Origin of the sequence: Enterobacter roggenkampii (assembly GCF_001729805.1) — a bacterium.
GTDB lineage: Bacteria > Pseudomonadota > Gammaproteobacteria > Enterobacterales > Enterobacteriaceae > Enterobacter > Enterobacter roggenkampii.
In genome coordinates, this window is the sequence record NZ_CP017184.1 from 3,156,888 (window position 1) to 3,171,099 (window position 14,212).

Consider the following 14,212-nt stretch of genomic DNA (forward strand, 5'->3'; position numbering starts at 1 on the left):
AACCTGTCGAAAAAAACCCCGCTTCTGCGGGGTTTTTTGTGCCTGCTATTTACCGCCCGAGGTGCGGCGCTGAAGCTGATCGCGCAGATTCGGCGGCGTCCCCTTAATGGTCAGCGTATCGGTGGCCGGATCCCAGAAGATACGTTCCCCCAGCAGCATCGCATCAAAGTTGATGGTTAACCCGCCGCCGCTGCCGGCAAACTTGGTTAACTGACGCAGCGTGCTGCGATCCGCCGGGAAGCTCTCTTCAAGCTCATAGCCCTTCTCTGCGGTAAATTCCTGGAAGCTGACTTCGCTGACGCCCGCCAGCTCTTTTGACAGCGACTCCAGCTCAATCTCTTCCCCAGCCTGCAGCTGTTCGTTGCAGTAGCTGTAAACCTGCTGGCGCACCGTCTGGCGCTCAGATTTATCAAGCTGCGCTTCGGCTGTGAAATCGTCAACCGCCTGGAGCAGCCCTTTGTTCTGCGCTTTGGCGTTAAGCCCTTCACTGGCACCGAGGAAATCCATAAAGAAATCCGCCACTTTACGGCCCACGCGTCCCTTCAGGAAAGTCAGGTAGCGGGTCGACTCCGGGTTGGTTTCCCACTCGGTCAAATCAATACGCGCCACGATATCCGCATGGTTGATATCCAGATAATGCGTCGAGCTGATATCCAGCTGCTCGTTCACGCGCATGCTGCTTAAGTTATTCAGCACGGTAACCAGCAGGTACTCGACCGCCAGGTAGCGGTAGTGGCAGAACAGCACGATCCCACCGTCGGCGAACGGGTATTTCGCCAGCTCGTCGCGCAGACGCCCGGTTGCCGCACGGCTAAACGCCAGGAAATCCTCTTCACCCTGGCGCTGCAGGCGCAGGCTATCGGCCAGTTCACTCTCTTCGCTGAACAGCCCATAGGCTTTATTTTTGGCGCTGTAGACGCGATGCAGCTCTGCCATCATCTCCACAACGGTCGCCGTGGGTTCCAGTAACGAATCGCGCAGCACCACTTCAAGGGTTTGCTCATCGCGCTTGATAAGCTGGTGCAGGGCAATCTGGTTGATTTCCAGACTCATGATAAACTCTCCTTTTAGACCGGGCGGTATTCAACCACCACCAGGACATGTGTGCAACAACAGATAAAAAAGGGGAAAAAAAGCTGTTGCTACGGTAATATGTTGCCCTTTCATCAACAAACTGATTTTGATTTATGCCACAACATTCCCGCTACAGTGATGAACACGTTGAACAACTGCTCAGTGAGCTGGTCAACGTACTGGAAAAACATAAAACGCCGACCGATCTCTCCCTGATGGTTTTGGGAAATATGGTCACCAACCTGATTAACACCAGCGTTGCTCCGGCCCAGCGTCAGGCGATCGCAAAATCTTTCGCCCAGGCTTTACAGTCGTCCGTCAGCAACGACCCGGCCCATTAAGGGATACGAACAACAGTTTATGGTGACGAATCGTCAGCGCTACCGTGAAAAAGTCTCCCAGATGGTCAGCTGGGGGCACTGGTTTGCCCTGTTCAACATTCTGCTGTCGACGGTCATTGGCTGTCGTTATCTGTTTGTCGCAGACTGGCCAACAACGCTCACCGGGCGTATCTACTCCTGGATAAGCGTTGTCGGTCACTTTAGCTTTTTGGTTTTCGCCACCTATCTGCTGATCCTGTTCCCCCTGACGTTTATCGTCATGTCGCAGCGTCTGATGCGATTCTTGTCCGCCATCCTTGCGACGGTGGGGATGACGCTGCTGCTTATCGACAGTGAAGTGTTCACCCGCTTCCACCTGCATCTCAACCCCATCGTCTGGGAGCTGGTGATTAACCCCGACCAGAACGAAACGGCCCGCGACTGGCAGCTGATGTTTATCAGCGTCCCGGTGATCCTGTTGATTGAGATGCTGTTTGCCACCTGGAGCTGGCAAAAACTGCGTAGCCTGACCCGCCGACGCCACTACGCGAAGCCCGTCGCCGCGCTCTTCTTCGTCTCCTTTATCAGTTCGCACATCATGTATATCTGGGCGGATGCGAACTTCTATCGTCCTATTACTATGCAGCGCGCGAACCTGCCGCTCTCGTACCCGATGACGGCCCGTCGCTTCCTCGAGAAACATGGCCTGCTTGATGCGCAGGAGTACCAGCGCCGTCTTATCGAGCAGGGTAACCCGGAAGCCGTCAGCGTGCAGTATCCTCTGAGCGACCTGCGCTATCGCGATATGGGCCGCGGGCAAAACGTCCTGCTCATCACCGTCGACGGCCTGAACTATTCCCGTTATGAGAAGCAGATGCCAGCCCTGGCCAATTTCGCGAGTCAAAACGTCACGTTTACTCAGCACATGAGCTCCGGTAACACAACCGACGCGGGCATCTTTGGCCTCTTCTATGGCATTTCAGCCGGATACATGGACGGTGTACTCTCTACCCGCACGCCTGCGGCGCTGATCACCGGGCTGAATCAGCAGGGCTATCAGTTAGGGTTGTTCTCATCCGATGGCTTTAACAGCCCGCTCTACCGCCAGGCGCTGCTCTCTGATTTCTCACTGCCGGCGGCACAGAATCAGTCCGATGCGCAGACCGCCAGCCAATGGATAAACTGGCTGCAGCGCTATGCCCAGGAAGATAACCGCTGGTTCTCATGGGTTGCCTTTAACGGCACAACGCTTGCTAACAGCAATAAGAGTGATTTCGCGCGCCGCTACGGCCGCGCGGCGGGTGATGTTGATGCGCAGATTGCCCGCGTGCTTGACGCGCTACGTGAGTCCGGCAAGCTGGACAACACCGTGGTGATCGTGACGGCAGGCCATGGCGTCCCGTTAGGTGACGAGACGAAGAGCATGAGCTGGTCACGCCCTAACCTGCAGGTTCCGCTGGTCATCCACTGGCCGGGCACCCCGGCGCAGCGCATCACTATGCTTACCGAGCATAAAGATGTGATGACCACCCTGATGCAACGCCTGCTGCACGTCAGCACGCCAGCAAACGAGTATTCGCAGGGCCAGGATCTCTTCAGCGCCGCGCGCCGCCATAACTGGGTTACGGCGGCAGGGAATAATACGCTGGTGGTGACCACGCCGAAGCTGACGCTGGTGCTGAACAGCAACGGGAATTATCAGACGTATAACCTGCAGGGTGAGCGGCTGAAAGACCAGAAACCGCAGCTGAGCCTGCTGCTGCAGGTCCTGACGGATGAGAAACGTTTTGTCGCTAACTGATTAATAATAAACCAGTTAGCGACGGATTTCCTTGCATTCAAAACGGAATCGAGTAGTATTCTTTCTATGCGTCGGCACGTAGCGCAGCCTGGTAGCGCACCGTCATGGGGTGTCGGGGGTCGGAGGTTCAAATCCTCTCGTGCCGACCAAAAATACATTGAAAACCAGCCTCTTATGGCTGGTTTTTTCATGTTTAAAATTTGTGCGGGGAATCATTGGGGAAAAATGGGGGAATAACCCCCGACATTTACACGCTACATTACAGGCGATTTATCGTCTTTAACTTGGTTAAGCGTATGTGTAAGAACGCCGTGCACCGTAACATCATTCAAGGCTTCTCCTTCGATCGCCTCACCCTCTTCCGTTATCAGTGCCTGACCCAGTAGCTTCACAAACTGGTTTCTCCCGTCCATGCTAACCAGCAACGTATCCCCTCCTTCTGGCTTCAGACTGACGTTAATAACGGCCCAGCCGCATGAAGTTTCAATAACCCGGCAGTTGTTATCTACACCACAGATAACATCTATCGTCATGCGCTGCTCCTGGTAATCCATGGCTGGCGATGGAAATCCCATTAGAAAACCCTCCCCATGTTACGCAGGATCCAGTACCGGTTCTCGCTTCCGTTTGTCGTCTTATCGGCGAAGTCCGGCTGGTATCGCTCGATCCATGAATTTGCATCCGCCTGGCTGAAATGCCAGTTCCTTTCCTGCAGTTCAGCGATGAATTTGTCTGTATGCAGGCAGAGATAGCCCTTCGGGTTTTGCTGTATGGCCGCAATAAAAGCAGCACGAATATCCGGTTGACGAGGCATAAACGCACCCTCACTCGCTCATTAACTGTATACATATACAGTAGTATTTTTATAAAAACAGATCAAGCACGGGCAATTTTCACTTTTAAGAGGATCGGTATGTTTGTTGAACTGGTTTATGACAAGCGTAATGTTGAAGGACTAGAAGGGGCCAGAGAGATCATTCTGGCCGAGCTGACGAAGCGAGTGCACCAGATTTTCCCTGATGCCGAAGTGAAGGTGAAGCCGATGCAGGCGAACGGATTGAATAGCGACGCCAGCAAAAGTGATCGGGAAAAGCTGAATCGCATGCTGGAGGAAATGTTTGAAGAGGCCGATATGTGGCTTGTACAGGATTAAATCTAGATCACTCTCATACGCAATGCTAAACTTGTCATCTTTCAGAATTGACTGATTTTTCAAATGTTAAAGTTATTTAGTCGCTACATTTCAGTAGGCGTAATTAACACTGCTATGCACTGGGTATGCTTCGGCGCGCTTCTTCATTTCTTCGAAGCTTCTCAGGCTGTTGCAAATGTAACCGCATTCTTCATTGCGGTTACGTTTAGTTTCTTCGCTAACGCAAGATGGACGTTCAAATCACAGGCAACGTCAGGGCGTTATATCGCGTTCGTCGCATTCATGGGCATCATGGCTGGAATGACAGGGTACATCGCAGATGCGATTGGTGCGTCGCCTATTTTAACCCTCTTAGCGTTCTCAGGATTCAGTCTTGTTGCCGGGTTCATATACTCAAAATTCATTGTCTTTAGGGATGCGAAATGAAAATTTCTCTGGTCGTTCCGGTGTTTAATGAAGAGGATGCAATCCCGATCTTCTATAAGACCGTTCGGGAATTTGAAGGACTAAAACAGCATGAAGTTGAAATTGTCTTCATCAACGACGGAAGCAAAGACGCAACAGAATCCATCATTAATGCGCTCGCTGTCGATGATCCGCTTGTAGTTCCTTTGTCTTTCACACGTAACTTTGGCAAAGAGCCAGCGCTATTCGCCGGGCTGGATCATGCTAGCGGTGATGCAATTATCCCGATAGATGTCGATCTGCAGGATCCTATTGAGGCTATACCTCATCTTATCGATAAGTGGCTGGCCGGTGCCGATATGGTTCTTGCCAAGCGTACAGACAGATCTACTGATGGAAGACTAAAACGCAAGACTGCTGAATGGTTCTATAAACTGCATAATAAAATCAGCAACCCACAAATTGAGGATAATGTCGGAGATTTTAGACTAATGTCACGCGAAGTTGTGGAAAATATCAAACTTATGCCTGAGCGAAACTTATTCATGAAGGGCGTATTAAGTTGGGTTGGTGGCAGTACCGATGTTGTTGAATATGCACGAGCAGAGCGCGTGGCTGGCAGCACAAAATTCAATGGGTGGAAGCTATGGAACCTTGCACTAGAAGGGATAACCAGTTTTTCAACTTTCCCGCTGCGTGTGTGGACATATATTGGGCTGTTTGTTGCTGGGGTAGCATTTATGTACGGCGCGTGGATGATTGTAGATACAATTGCCTTCGGAAACCCTGTACGTGGATATCCCTCCTTGCTTGTTTCCATTCTATTCCTAGGCGGAGTTCAATTGATAGGAATAGGTGTTCTTGGTGAATATATTGGAAGAATCTATATTGAATCAAAGAAACGACCAAGATACATCATTAAAAAAGGTATATAATTCAATGCGTTATAGTGAATTAATGGAAAGACTTACAATAAAGAGAGTCATAAATGGTATTTTCATTATTATGATAATACTATCAATTTCTGTTACATATATTTTTTATAGGGCATGGAACCCAACGCATACAACAAAACCTCCTTTTGTTGATGGAAACTTGCAGTATTTTCACATTGACTCCTGCCTTTTTAGAGCGGGTCGTATAGAGGTTGTGGGGTGGGCGTTTATCCCTGGCGGTTCTAATATTCTTAATAGAATATACGCAGAGATAAAAAATGGTGATACTGTAGAGATTATGAATTCCTTACAGCAGCGTAGAGATGTCAGCGATGCTTTCAAAGTCGGTAAAATGTATGACAATGCTGGATTTATCGCCACAAGATTAGACATATCAAATAAAGATAACTTCACTAATAATATATATATTGTATCCACCAATAAGGAGGGGGTTAGCCATGCTTCAAAATATGAATGCAAATAGGTGGATAAAATTACTGGCAGTTTTATCAGTAATAACTTACCTTTATTTTATTTACATGTCATTGAGTCTGCGTGGATATGACGATGATCAGGTTTTCTTGAATATATTCAACTCTAATAACATTTTGGAGCATCTTTTAACTCGGTTCGAAACATGGAGCGGAAGATTTTCAGTTGAGTTGGTAATGACGTCAACAATTGGTTATTCCATGCTATGGAAATTAGGAGTTCCAACTTCAATTCTAATTCTATGTGTTTCATGCAATAAGATAGCAGATTTAGAATTAAGCTGCGTAAGCATCGCTCTGTCTTTCATTTTATTTGCATCAATACCCGCAGATATACACTCCGATGCTTCATGGTGGATAACTGGTTTTTATAATTACCTTCTTCCTGTCTCTGCCGCCACATATACATTCTCCACATTAACAAAAAAAGAAACAAATACACTAGAAAAAATAGCGTGCATATTACTAGCGTTCTACTTCCCCTATATGGAGCAAGCTGGAATATCATTCTTAGTTGCGACAGCGTGCCTTGCTATTTCCAAAAGAAATTCAATCTCACGATTTGAGTTATTAATAGCACTTATTGTAATAATTAATTTAACAATTTGCCTTGCTGCGCCAGGAAATATTAATAGGTTTATTCTTGAGTCATGGCATTGGTATCCACAGTATCAAACATATGGGCTCACAGAAAAGATTTCTCTTGGTTTCGACAAGCTCCATCAATTGATGACATTGAGACTCAACTTCCCATTAATGGCATTGAGTGTAGTATTGTTTATTTTAAGATCTTCACTTGGTGAAATGTGCAATGCCATAAAGATAGCAATGTTAGTAATTTCAACGTTTATAGCGGTTTCAATTGCAAATTCATTTACTGGCTTGTTATATAATGGAGCTTTCTTTAGTGGAAAGACTATTGACGCAACACGGTGGTCTTCTATAACCACATATATTTCATACTCTTATATGCTGGCTGTGATTTCATCCATTCTCATTGTATTAATCGAATGCAATCTTAAAAGAAAGATAAATTCGACATCAATTATCGCAATGCTTATTGGATTCATGACTGTAACAATGCTTGGCTTTTCACCAACAGTTTATGCATCAGGATTTCGCGTTGACCTTATATTCGAAATAATGTGCATAATATCCTTCTTGAGCATATGGGCACACATAAAAACAAATAAAAACAAATAAAAACCAACCGACAAATCAACAAATAAGCATAAGTTGATTTGTCGGTAAAATATTTCAACGCAACATAACCTATCGCAAGACAAAATAAAACAAGCAATCTGATGCTGTGTGTCGTCAGTTGCTGGCAATTGAATTTATTGTTTAGGCATTTCAGGCCAACAGATATCAGGAGCAGAAGAGGAATCTATCTCAGTGACCGCGTCAATATAGTCCATCCAGGCACTAAGTGATGCCGTTTCTGCCGTGGTCAATTTGCTTCCAATGAGCAACTTCGTCTGCCAGACGACGATTTTGCTTGCGGCATAATCAAGGCGGTATTGTTTTTCCTCGTCAGCTTCTGCGACCAGTTCCTCGTGAGTTTTTTCTGGCTCCGGCGGTGGAGTAAATTCTTTCCCGTCGTAATTCCACCCGACGCTGCACGGCGTTTCTTCTGCAAGCTCAACCGTAAGGTATTCACTAAATAAATCGCCCTCGCCATCCCACGCTACAATATTTTCCACTGCATTATTTTTTACAAGCGCATACCGTGAAACAGTCATTATGCATACTCCCAGAATTCGATTAATCCATTACCGGCAAGTCCGCCACTGAACCCCCCGCCAGGGTTTGATACACTGTTTGCTCCAGAGCCACCCGCGCCATCTGAAGCATCAATGCCGTTTGAACTTCCACCACCTACCCTGTTAGAGCCACCAGAAAACTCACTATCACCACCCCAACCTGAGAGGGAATTACCGAGGACGGTTGCCAGAGAGCTTCCGCCTGGTGCCCCCCTTTTCGATTTCAACATGACTAATGTTGTTGTGCCTGCATTCGTCACCGTGCCGCCATCATCACCTTTTGACTGAACGGGGAATGATGAGGTAGCTACTGCGAACGCCTGTCCGCGACCACCAGTACACGTAACTCCACAGAACGAAGAACTTCCTCCCTGAGTCGCAGATGATGAAGCCGCAGCACGAAGGCCGATGGTGAAGTTAAAGTTAGTGATATCGGAAATTTTCACCAAAAACTCAGCGTAAGCGCCTGCTGAACCGCCAGGAGCGCATGCAACCTGGCCGCTTGCAGTTGCAGCGGCGTTTGCGCCGTTACCCCCTGCTGCTTGAAGTCTGACGATTGCGAATTTAGCGCCAGGCGTTGGGGTATAAGTGCCGGAAACAGATGGGGTCTGGATATTGATAAGGCGGCCCACATTTCCGTTTGTTACTAAACCAAGGTTTGCGAGAGCGACTGCAACAGCGCCATCTGATTTGATATCAGCAAATGGGTTTGCACGGCTCAGTGTCAGTTTTTGAATGGCTTTTAAAACCTGAGTCATATCGTTAATGTCGAGCGTTAATCCTGCCGACTCTACGATATGCGCTAACTCTTCCTGCATGGCGTTAAACGCTGCGGCCCGCAGCCTCGTTGCGGCAATACCACCAGCAACACTTCCATCAGTATATTTGCCATCCTGCGTTGCAGTAGCTTCGACTTGCCCGATTCGGAGCATAGTTAATCCTCACTTAGTGTTAAGCGATAAAATCAGAGGGGGAAATATCAGTTATGAATAATTAAAAATGATGTTCAGATGGGATGGGGCAATTTTGTTGATTGAACACTCCAGTTGTTTATTGCCCCAAGATGCGAGCGGATCGCCGCAGTAGGACGTGCCAGCAAGCGAATACTTGATTGTTGTTTGTGGCGCGTTTATCCGCCAGGTAAATGGCCACTCGTCACCGTTAAGCGCATCACCGCATACTGACATGCCACTCATAGCGGGGCGGAACTGTGTGATAGTTATGGTATAACCAAGAGCTGCAGCCACCCGGATGTAATAATCGCGGTTCAGACCGCCGGTGCTGATTAACTTTGCCACCACGGCACGCTGGCGATCGCTGACTCCACCAGATTCACCAATCGCACAATCATCTGGTAACCCAAGAGAGCTTTCCCATTCTGGCAACATTATCGTCGCTGTTGGCGGAAAAGCTCCGGTAATCAGGCTTTGCGCATCGCTGTCAGAACGCTGAAACGCGCTGCCCAGTGCCCGTAATACCGCAGCCTGTACCGTTCTTTGCGACCGGGGCCACGCCCTGCCCGTCGGTAGCAGCGCACCAAGCGCACCGGCATAATCATTTTTTGAAAAGAGGCTCATACAAAATTCACCCCGCCAAGCACCGGAATTTCGCCAACAGCAAAGGTGATATTGGCCGTCGGAGAGTTAAGAATATAGCCCGTCGTGCCGCTAACACCGCCGATACTCCCGTTAATATCAGAGAGGTAAACTTTCCCAGAACCATCAGGGTTAGCTTCATCAAAAAACAGCGCCGTCAGCGCGTCTTTTATCCCCTGAACTGTGGTGCTGCCGGCATTTTTGATCCCAGAGATTTCAATATTGATGACTTTCTTGATCGGGGAACATACGAAAACAATGGCAGTGTCTGTCTGCTGCGGATAGATGTGGTCGGCGACAGCGAGCTGGTCTCCGGTGGCTTTAACAGCCCCCCAGTCCTCAAGTTGGGATATTCCGTCGGTACCGACCGGAAACCCACCATTGTCATTCCGATCACACATGATATACACGCCAACGGTCCCGGCCCCGTTCAGACGCCGCTTTACCCACGCGCGGGTGACGCCCGAAACCTCAAGCGCCCATTTTTTATAATCGGCGTCGCTTCCACCCTGAGGCGGATTCTGCCATGCCAGCAAGCCACGACTGCGAAAATCCTCTTCCGTTTCAATATCGGCTCCGCCGGTCGCAGCGGACAGTAACGTTACCTGTGGATCCACGCCAGCAATATTCGCGTCCAGGGTCATTATGGTCCCGGCATCAGCGTTACCGCGCGCGCCTCCACCCGTTACATCACTGGTAATATCCGGCAGTATAGCCGTCACCGCGACGATACCAAATCCATCTGCCTGAATTTTAAGATCTGCATCCGTCCGGTACTGGTATCCGTCCCCGCGGTTAATGATCGAGCCAACAGGGATAATACTGTCAACACTGCCACTAGCCTGTACCGCAGGTGACTTCGCCGCTGCTGCTGGTTTTCTGAATACCTGCTTAAGGGCCATCCACCCGGCGAGATACTCATCGGTAGAGGTAAACGGGTTTGTCTGCAGGGCAATATAGTCAAGGTAGGCGTAATGCAGATGCCCCATCCCCGCATCCATGTCAGCCAGTACCTTCAGGTTCGCGAAGCGCAGGAGCGCACCAACATCCTCAAGCTCCGCCTGCATAAATTTCCGGTTTCCGTCGCGGAGTTCGCTCAGCGTCGGTCGTTTAAACGGCATATTAACGTTGCTCCCATATCCAGTAAAACCTGAATTCCTGCCAGTCTTTCCCCGGTGCCTGATAGCGGATAATGAGATTGAGCCGGTCAGGCAGGACAATCCTGGCAACAGGAATAACCTCGCTGACAACACCATCAACCTTTAACCAGTTGAGCGCTTCACTCGAGTATTCCTCCGCTTTTTTTGCGACATCCGGGGTCAGTTTTTTCCGCCGTAGCAGCCACAGCCGGGATCCCAGTTGCGATTCCTCCCCGGAATCCCCCCACCAGCCGCGGCGATCGCTGTCCTCATAATCATCGTCAGCCCTTGCCAGCCTGTCAGTAAACAGGCTGGCAAGTATTGCAGTCTGTAAATCGTTCCCCGTGGTGAGTTCACCCAGCCCTTTCTGCCAGTCAGCAAACATCTCATCCACATTCCAGAATGAAGCGATGTCACTCATGTCACCTGATCCTCTGTTTTTTGGCTGCGGATATTGTCATTGCCACTCTGGGCATTTTTAACCACATGATCGTGGTCATTATGTGCATCCCGCAGCTCTTTCAGTGTTCGGGTATTGGTTTCACAGTTATCAACAATGTCACCTGTGCATCTCAGGATCGGGGTATTTGCAAGGATCCCCTGGCTGGCATTGATGGTCACGTTAGTGGCGTTATTGACCTCAACATCTTGGCCCTTTGCATCCAGGAAGATCCCCTTCTCCGTCAGGAGAATATTAAGGCCCCACTGGTTATACATGACCGTTTCGCCCGATTTCAGGCCTGTATGACGGAACCCCTGGTGGTTGGACGCAATTACCACCGCGCTGGAACGATCACCGCCAATAAAAGCCAGAACCACATCAGTCCCGGCAGGCAGGCCGGATGAAAAGCCAAATTCTGCCATCCGCGGTGCGCTGGCCACCTCCAGCGGAGTCTGGTACTGGATTGACTGCACCACCCCACCATCTTTCATGGCCGTGATCCGGCCAATCCCCAGCATGCCGGCAATCCTGGTCGCTGCATGTTTAAAGAGTTGCTTCATGTGTTAAATCCCGCCAGGTTCTGGTAGAAGGCATATGGCTGAACGGTGAATGCTTCAGGCGGCATCAGCGTCATGCGTGCATGGGTGCCGTAGTCATCGCGCATATAGGTGACTTCTGCCAGCAGCAATTCAGTCTCCGGCAACCGTAACGTGGGAAGATCAACGGGGATCAATGTGTTTGGTTCCCACAGTTTCCCGTTTTTATCCCGCCAGGAATCGATGGTTACCGAGAGCTGTTTTGAACGTCCGTACCGACGGTTCATTTCCCAGTCGATCGCACTTTGTGCCTGTTGAGTAGCCATCAGGGTACTTTCCACAATCGATATATGTTTTCGGTACCGCATACGGGCGGCCTCCGGATCTCTCGCCGTTGCCAGAGTCACAGCGTCATAGGCCGTATCAGGCGAATACCCTGCAATTGGAGAAACGCTCATTGATACACCGACATAATCTGAAAACCTGTCGGCCATCGATTTGCGGTAGTACGCCTGTTCGACATTGACCCCTTCGGCTATTCCACTCGCCGCACGACGTGTTCCCACCCGGGTCAGTAACAAATTTCCATCGGGCTGATCGTAGTAAAGCAGAGCAGACCATCTGGCCACCCGATCGATGACTTCTTGCGGAGACTCCCCCCAGTTCAGAGTGAACTGGGGTACCTTCACAAGTTCATCAACATCCGTGGTTACGGTGATGCCATAGTAGGATGCCAGGCGAGAAGCAATTTCAAGCGCATTACTGGCATTAATGACGTTGTTAGGCCACTCGGCTGAGCAATCCACCAGGTCCTGACATTTGCTCCTGCCCGTGGCGCGGACCTCATGGCGGGAGCGCGATAGTGCGGGTTCCCAGTCATCCACATATCCCGTCAGCGTCAGATCATCTCCGATACGAACTTCACAGGACATGCCCTCTTCAACGAGCTGACGATCTTCGTTGCCAGGGAAGTAATCCATCAGCCCAAGATCGAAATCAGAGGGAAAACGCTCAATCCCCCGCGTTACCCGGACAGAATCCCAGCCTTCGATGATTTTGCCGTCGACCGTCAGAGAAACAACATCCAGATCGCTGTCTGCATTCATTGCCTAAGTACCTTCATGGTTGTCGGCATAAACGCCGGATGGGGTACGCGCGCTTCCTGCACCAGTTCATCTGCACGGGTGGCATCCTGGTATAATCGGTTTGCCAGCGTCAGCGCCGGAAGCGGCTGAGCGGTGGTAACCTGAAGAAGCTCGCTCAGACCAGAAGCGCGCTCACTCATCGTGGAAAGGAATGCCGATCTGACGGCGAGAAGCGCGTTATACGTATCATCGTCAGCGCGGTCTCCAGCCAGAACCAGCGCCGTATCCAGTTGCACAGAAACTCGTTGAGTTAGCTCTTCTGCCTCGTCTGTACTGGCAGGTCTGGAGTCCGCAGCTGCACTGGTCATGGCACCAGTACATAGCACAACAATCAGCGTGTTCATGGTCGCCGAAATCGCTTTGTTGCTGTCGGACTGCTGGTACTCCGTGCTGATTGAATTAGCCAGTTTTTCCAGCGCCGTGATTCGGTCATTAACGCTGCCGGCGCTGTTAAGAATGGCGTTTACCACGTCGGCAACGCCCTGGACAAACTCATCAGGTGTGTTGGAGCTGCTAAGCTGGCTCGACCTGTCAGTAACATTTTTCCGGTCCATTACCGACTGGGCTGTTACCTTGTCAGCCAGTGCTCTCTCATCATCCACATCAGCAACTGACGATTTGCCAGCAACAGCAGAGGAACTACCGCCCACAGAGCCTTTACTGTAACGTCCGTACCGGGTATTTCCGAACGTGGAGTTCAGGACATTGCTGAGATTCGTTACCTGACTGATGGTGCTGTCAACCATGTTAGTCCAGAACGTGACCGTGCCTCTGATGGTGTTTATAGCCTGTGTGACACCGCGGATTTCACTTTTAACCCTGGCAATCGTACTCAGCACAGCAGTGCTGACCAGTTTCAGATAGTTGGTTTTCACCGTGGCACCGGCAACGGTACTGCCCGTGAGAGCAAACACTTTAAGCCCTGATTCAATTGCCATCAGGGTAAATTCAAATACTCGCCCGTTCTCCATCGACCCGGAAATACGCAAACCATTCTCAGGGATGGAAACCGTTAATTCGCCCAGTGTCGGATGGACAAGCGTACCGCTACCTTTTTGTTCACAGGCTTCAATCAGCGACTGGCGCTGTGTGATAGCATCGCCGCCGCCGTAAACCTGACTGTTCTGGATCAAGAAGCCGCGAATAACGAATCGCCGCGTTGCCCGCCCGATATCTTCTATCCAGGCTGTGTCACGGTAGGGATATTCATGTACCGCCTGGCGTCGACCGTGGCTCCCTTCCTCAGCAACAATTGCAAATGGCACGCCTCTGAATGAGCTGGGCCGTAACTGCCCCTGCCAGTCATCGCTGGCATCTCCCCCCAAAAGAGAAGTTATTGCATCCTGAATAATTGACGGCATCATATCTCCAAAACAAAAGACCGCCTCGAAGGCGGTCTTTGTTATCAACATT

17 protein-coding genes, 1 tRNA gene and 1 pseudogene are annotated in these 14,212 nt (G+C 49.9%); 8 read left to right on the top strand and 11 right to left on the bottom strand.

Features of this window, described 5'->3' with window-relative positions:
* Positions 1-45 precede the first annotated feature (45 nt).
* Positions 46-1,053, bottom strand: coding sequence for a nucleoid-associated protein YejK (gene yejK / locus BFV67_RS14790; RefSeq protein WP_008500957.1), 1,008 nt, complete (start codon positions 1,051-1,053; stop codon positions 46-48).
* A gap of 134 nt (positions 1,054-1,187) precedes the next feature.
* On the opposite strand from yejK, the gene BFV67_RS14795 reads away from it, so the two are divergent.
* From BFV67_RS14795 to BFV67_RS14805, 3 genes are all read left to right on the top strand, one after another.
* Positions 1,188-1,415 (top strand): YejL family protein, encoded by a 228-nt coding sequence (locus BFV67_RS14795; protein WP_008500958.1) that lies wholly within the window; start codon positions 1,188-1,190, stop codon positions 1,413-1,415.
* Between the two features lie 19 nt (positions 1,416-1,434).
* A complete protein-coding gene (yejM, locus tag BFV67_RS14800; RefSeq protein ID WP_069598564.1) occupies positions 1,435-3,195 on the top strand; it encodes an LPS biosynthesis-modulating metalloenzyme YejM in 1,761 nt (586 codons plus the stop codon).
* 72 nt (positions 3,196-3,267) lie between these two features.
* Positions 3,268-3,344 (top strand) — tRNA-Pro (locus BFV67_RS14805).
* A 105-nt stretch (positions 3,345-3,449) separates the two neighbouring features.
* On the opposite strand, the gene BFV67_RS14810 is transcribed toward BFV67_RS14805, so the two are convergent.
* Both BFV67_RS14810 and BFV67_RS14815 read right to left on the bottom strand, forming a co-directional pair.
* A complete protein-coding gene (locus BFV67_RS14810; RefSeq protein ID WP_069598565.1) occupies positions 3,450-3,770 on the bottom strand; it encodes a hypothetical protein in 321 nt (106 codons plus the stop codon).
* A complete protein-coding gene (locus BFV67_RS14815) occupies positions 3,770-4,009 on the bottom strand; it encodes a hypothetical protein (protein WP_023325685.1) in 240 nt (79 codons plus the stop codon). The genes BFV67_RS14810 and BFV67_RS14815 overlap by 1 nt, the downstream gene beginning before the upstream one ends.
* Before the next feature lie 99 nt (positions 4,010-4,108).
* On the opposite strand from BFV67_RS14815, the gene BFV67_RS14820 reads away from it, so the two are divergent.
* The 5 genes from BFV67_RS14820 (at position 4,109) to BFV67_RS24230 (ending at position 7,382) form a co-directional block, all read left to right on the top strand.
* The gene (locus tag BFV67_RS14820) at positions 4,109-4,348 is read left to right on the top strand and encodes a DinI family protein (RefSeq protein ID WP_069598566.1); all 240 of its coding nucleotides are present in this window, start codon (positions 4,109-4,111) and stop codon (positions 4,346-4,348) included.
* Between the two features lie 63 nt (positions 4,349-4,411).
* Positions 4,412-4,774 (top strand): GtrA family protein, encoded by a 363-nt coding sequence (locus tag BFV67_RS14825; RefSeq protein WP_069598567.1) that lies wholly within the window; start codon positions 4,412-4,414, stop codon positions 4,772-4,774.
* A complete protein-coding gene (locus BFV67_RS14830) occupies positions 4,771-5,688 on the top strand; it encodes a glycosyltransferase family 2 protein (protein WP_069598568.1) in 918 nt (305 codons plus the stop codon). The genes BFV67_RS14825 and BFV67_RS14830 overlap by 4 nt, the downstream gene beginning before the upstream one ends.
* A gap of 4 nt (positions 5,689-5,692) precedes the next feature.
* Entirely contained in the window at positions 5,693-6,172 is a 480-nt protein-coding gene (locus BFV67_RS14835) for a hypothetical protein (RefSeq protein ID WP_069598569.1), read from the top strand.
* Positions 6,147-7,382 (top strand): hypothetical protein, encoded by a 1,236-nt coding sequence (locus tag BFV67_RS24230; protein WP_157888821.1) that lies wholly within the window; start codon positions 6,147-6,149, stop codon positions 7,380-7,382. Before BFV67_RS14835 ends, BFV67_RS24230 begins: the two co-directional genes overlap by 26 nt.
* 134 nt (positions 7,383-7,516) lie before the next feature.
* Here the strand turns inward: BFV67_RS24230 and BFV67_RS14840 are convergent, their stop codons facing one another.
* The 8 genes and pseudogenes from BFV67_RS14840 to BFV67_RS14875 form a co-directional block, all read right to left on the bottom strand.
* On the bottom strand, positions 7,517-7,921 hold the full coding sequence (locus BFV67_RS14840) for a tail fiber assembly protein (protein WP_069598570.1): 405 nt from the start codon (positions 7,919-7,921) through the stop codon (positions 7,517-7,519).
* Positions 7,922-8,589: 668 nt separating this feature from the next.
* A pseudogene (locus BFV67_RS24820) lies at positions 8,590-8,874 on the bottom strand (hypothetical protein); the annotation flags it as partial.
* Between the two features lie 51 nt (positions 8,875-8,925).
* Positions 8,926-9,519: a YmfQ family protein gene (locus BFV67_RS14850; RefSeq protein WP_069598571.1), complete on the bottom strand. Its 594-nt coding sequence runs from the start codon at positions 9,517-9,519 to the stop codon at positions 8,926-8,928.
* Positions 9,516-10,658, bottom strand: a complete 1,143-nt coding sequence (locus BFV67_RS14855; protein WP_069598572.1) for a baseplate J/gp47 family protein — start codon at positions 10,656-10,658, stop codon at positions 9,516-9,518. The genes BFV67_RS14850 and BFV67_RS14855 overlap by 4 nt, the downstream gene beginning before the upstream one ends.
* 1 nt (position 10,659) lies before the next feature.
* Positions 10,660-11,097, bottom strand: coding sequence for a phage GP46 family protein (locus BFV67_RS14860; RefSeq protein WP_069598573.1), 438 nt, complete (start codon positions 11,095-11,097; stop codon positions 10,660-10,662).
* A complete protein-coding gene (locus tag BFV67_RS14865) occupies positions 11,094-11,678 on the bottom strand; it encodes a phage baseplate assembly protein domain-containing protein (RefSeq protein ID WP_045888898.1) in 585 nt (194 codons plus the stop codon). The genes BFV67_RS14860 and BFV67_RS14865 overlap by 4 nt, the downstream gene beginning before the upstream one ends.
* Entirely contained in the window at positions 11,675-12,760 is a 1,086-nt protein-coding gene (locus BFV67_RS14870; RefSeq protein ID WP_063929853.1) for a phage baseplate assembly protein, read from the bottom strand. The genes BFV67_RS14865 and BFV67_RS14870 overlap by 4 nt, the downstream gene beginning before the upstream one ends.
* Positions 12,757-14,211 (bottom strand): DNA circularization protein, encoded by a 1,455-nt coding sequence (locus BFV67_RS14875; protein WP_235610600.1) that lies wholly within the window; start codon positions 14,209-14,211, stop codon positions 12,757-12,759. The genes BFV67_RS14870 and BFV67_RS14875 overlap by 4 nt, the downstream gene beginning before the upstream one ends.
* Position 14,212 lies beyond the last annotated feature (1 nt).

Bases quoted from the DNA above. Each gene is read 5' to 3' on its own strand.
- BFV67_RS14815 (WP_023325685.1), bottom strand. From the start codon at position 4,009: ATGCCTCGTCAACCGGATATTCGTGCTGCTTTTATTGCGGCCATACAG.
- BFV67_RS14870 (WP_063929853.1), bottom strand. From the start codon at position 12,760: ATGAATGCAGACAGCGATCTGGATGTTGTTTCTCTGACGGTCGACGGC.
- BFV67_RS14850 (WP_069598571.1), bottom strand. From the start codon at position 9,519: ATGAGCCTCTTTTCAAAAAATGATTATGCCGGTGCGCTTGGTGCGCTG.
- BFV67_RS14810 (WP_069598565.1), bottom strand. From the start codon at position 3,770: ATGGGATTTCCATCGCCAGCCATGGATTACCAGGAGCAGCGCATGACG.
- BFV67_RS14865 (WP_045888898.1), bottom strand. From the start codon at position 11,678: ATGAAGCAACTCTTTAAACATGCAGCGACCAGGATTGCCGGCATGCTG.
- BFV67_RS14860 (WP_069598573.1), bottom strand. From the start codon at position 11,097: ATGAGTGACATCGCTTCATTCTGGAATGTGGATGAGATGTTTGCTGAC.
- BFV67_RS14840 (WP_069598570.1), bottom strand. From the start codon at position 7,921: ATGACTGTTTCACGGTATGCGCTTGTAAAAAATAATGCAGTGGAAAAT.
- BFV67_RS14855 (WP_069598572.1), bottom strand. From the start codon at position 10,658: ATGCCGTTTAAACGACCGACGCTGAGCGAACTCCGCGACGGAAACCGG.
- yejK (WP_008500957.1), bottom strand. From the start codon at position 1,053: ATGAGTCTGGAAATCAACCAGATTGCCCTGCACCAGCTTATCAAGCGC.
- yejM (WP_069598564.1), top strand. From the start codon at position 1,435: ATGGTGACGAATCGTCAGCGCTACCGTGAAAAAGTCTCCCAGATGGTC.
- BFV67_RS24230 (WP_157888821.1), top strand. From the start codon at position 6,147: ATGCTTCAAAATATGAATGCAAATAGGTGGATAAAATTACTGGCAGTT.
- BFV67_RS14875 (WP_235610600.1), bottom strand. From the start codon at position 14,211: ATGTTGATAACAAAGACCGCCTTCGAGGCGGTCTTTTGTTTTGGAGAT.
- BFV67_RS14830 (WP_069598568.1), top strand. From the start codon at position 4,771: ATGAAAATTTCTCTGGTCGTTCCGGTGTTTAATGAAGAGGATGCAATC.
- BFV67_RS14825 (WP_069598567.1), top strand. From the start codon at position 4,412: ATGTTAAAGTTATTTAGTCGCTACATTTCAGTAGGCGTAATTAACACT.
- BFV67_RS14795 (WP_008500958.1), top strand. From the start codon at position 1,188: ATGCCACAACATTCCCGCTACAGTGATGAACACGTTGAACAACTGCTC.
- BFV67_RS14835 (WP_069598569.1), top strand. From the start codon at position 5,693: ATGCGTTATAGTGAATTAATGGAAAGACTTACAATAAAGAGAGTCATA.
- BFV67_RS14820 (WP_069598566.1), top strand. From the start codon at position 4,109: ATGTTTGTTGAACTGGTTTATGACAAGCGTAATGTTGAAGGACTAGAA.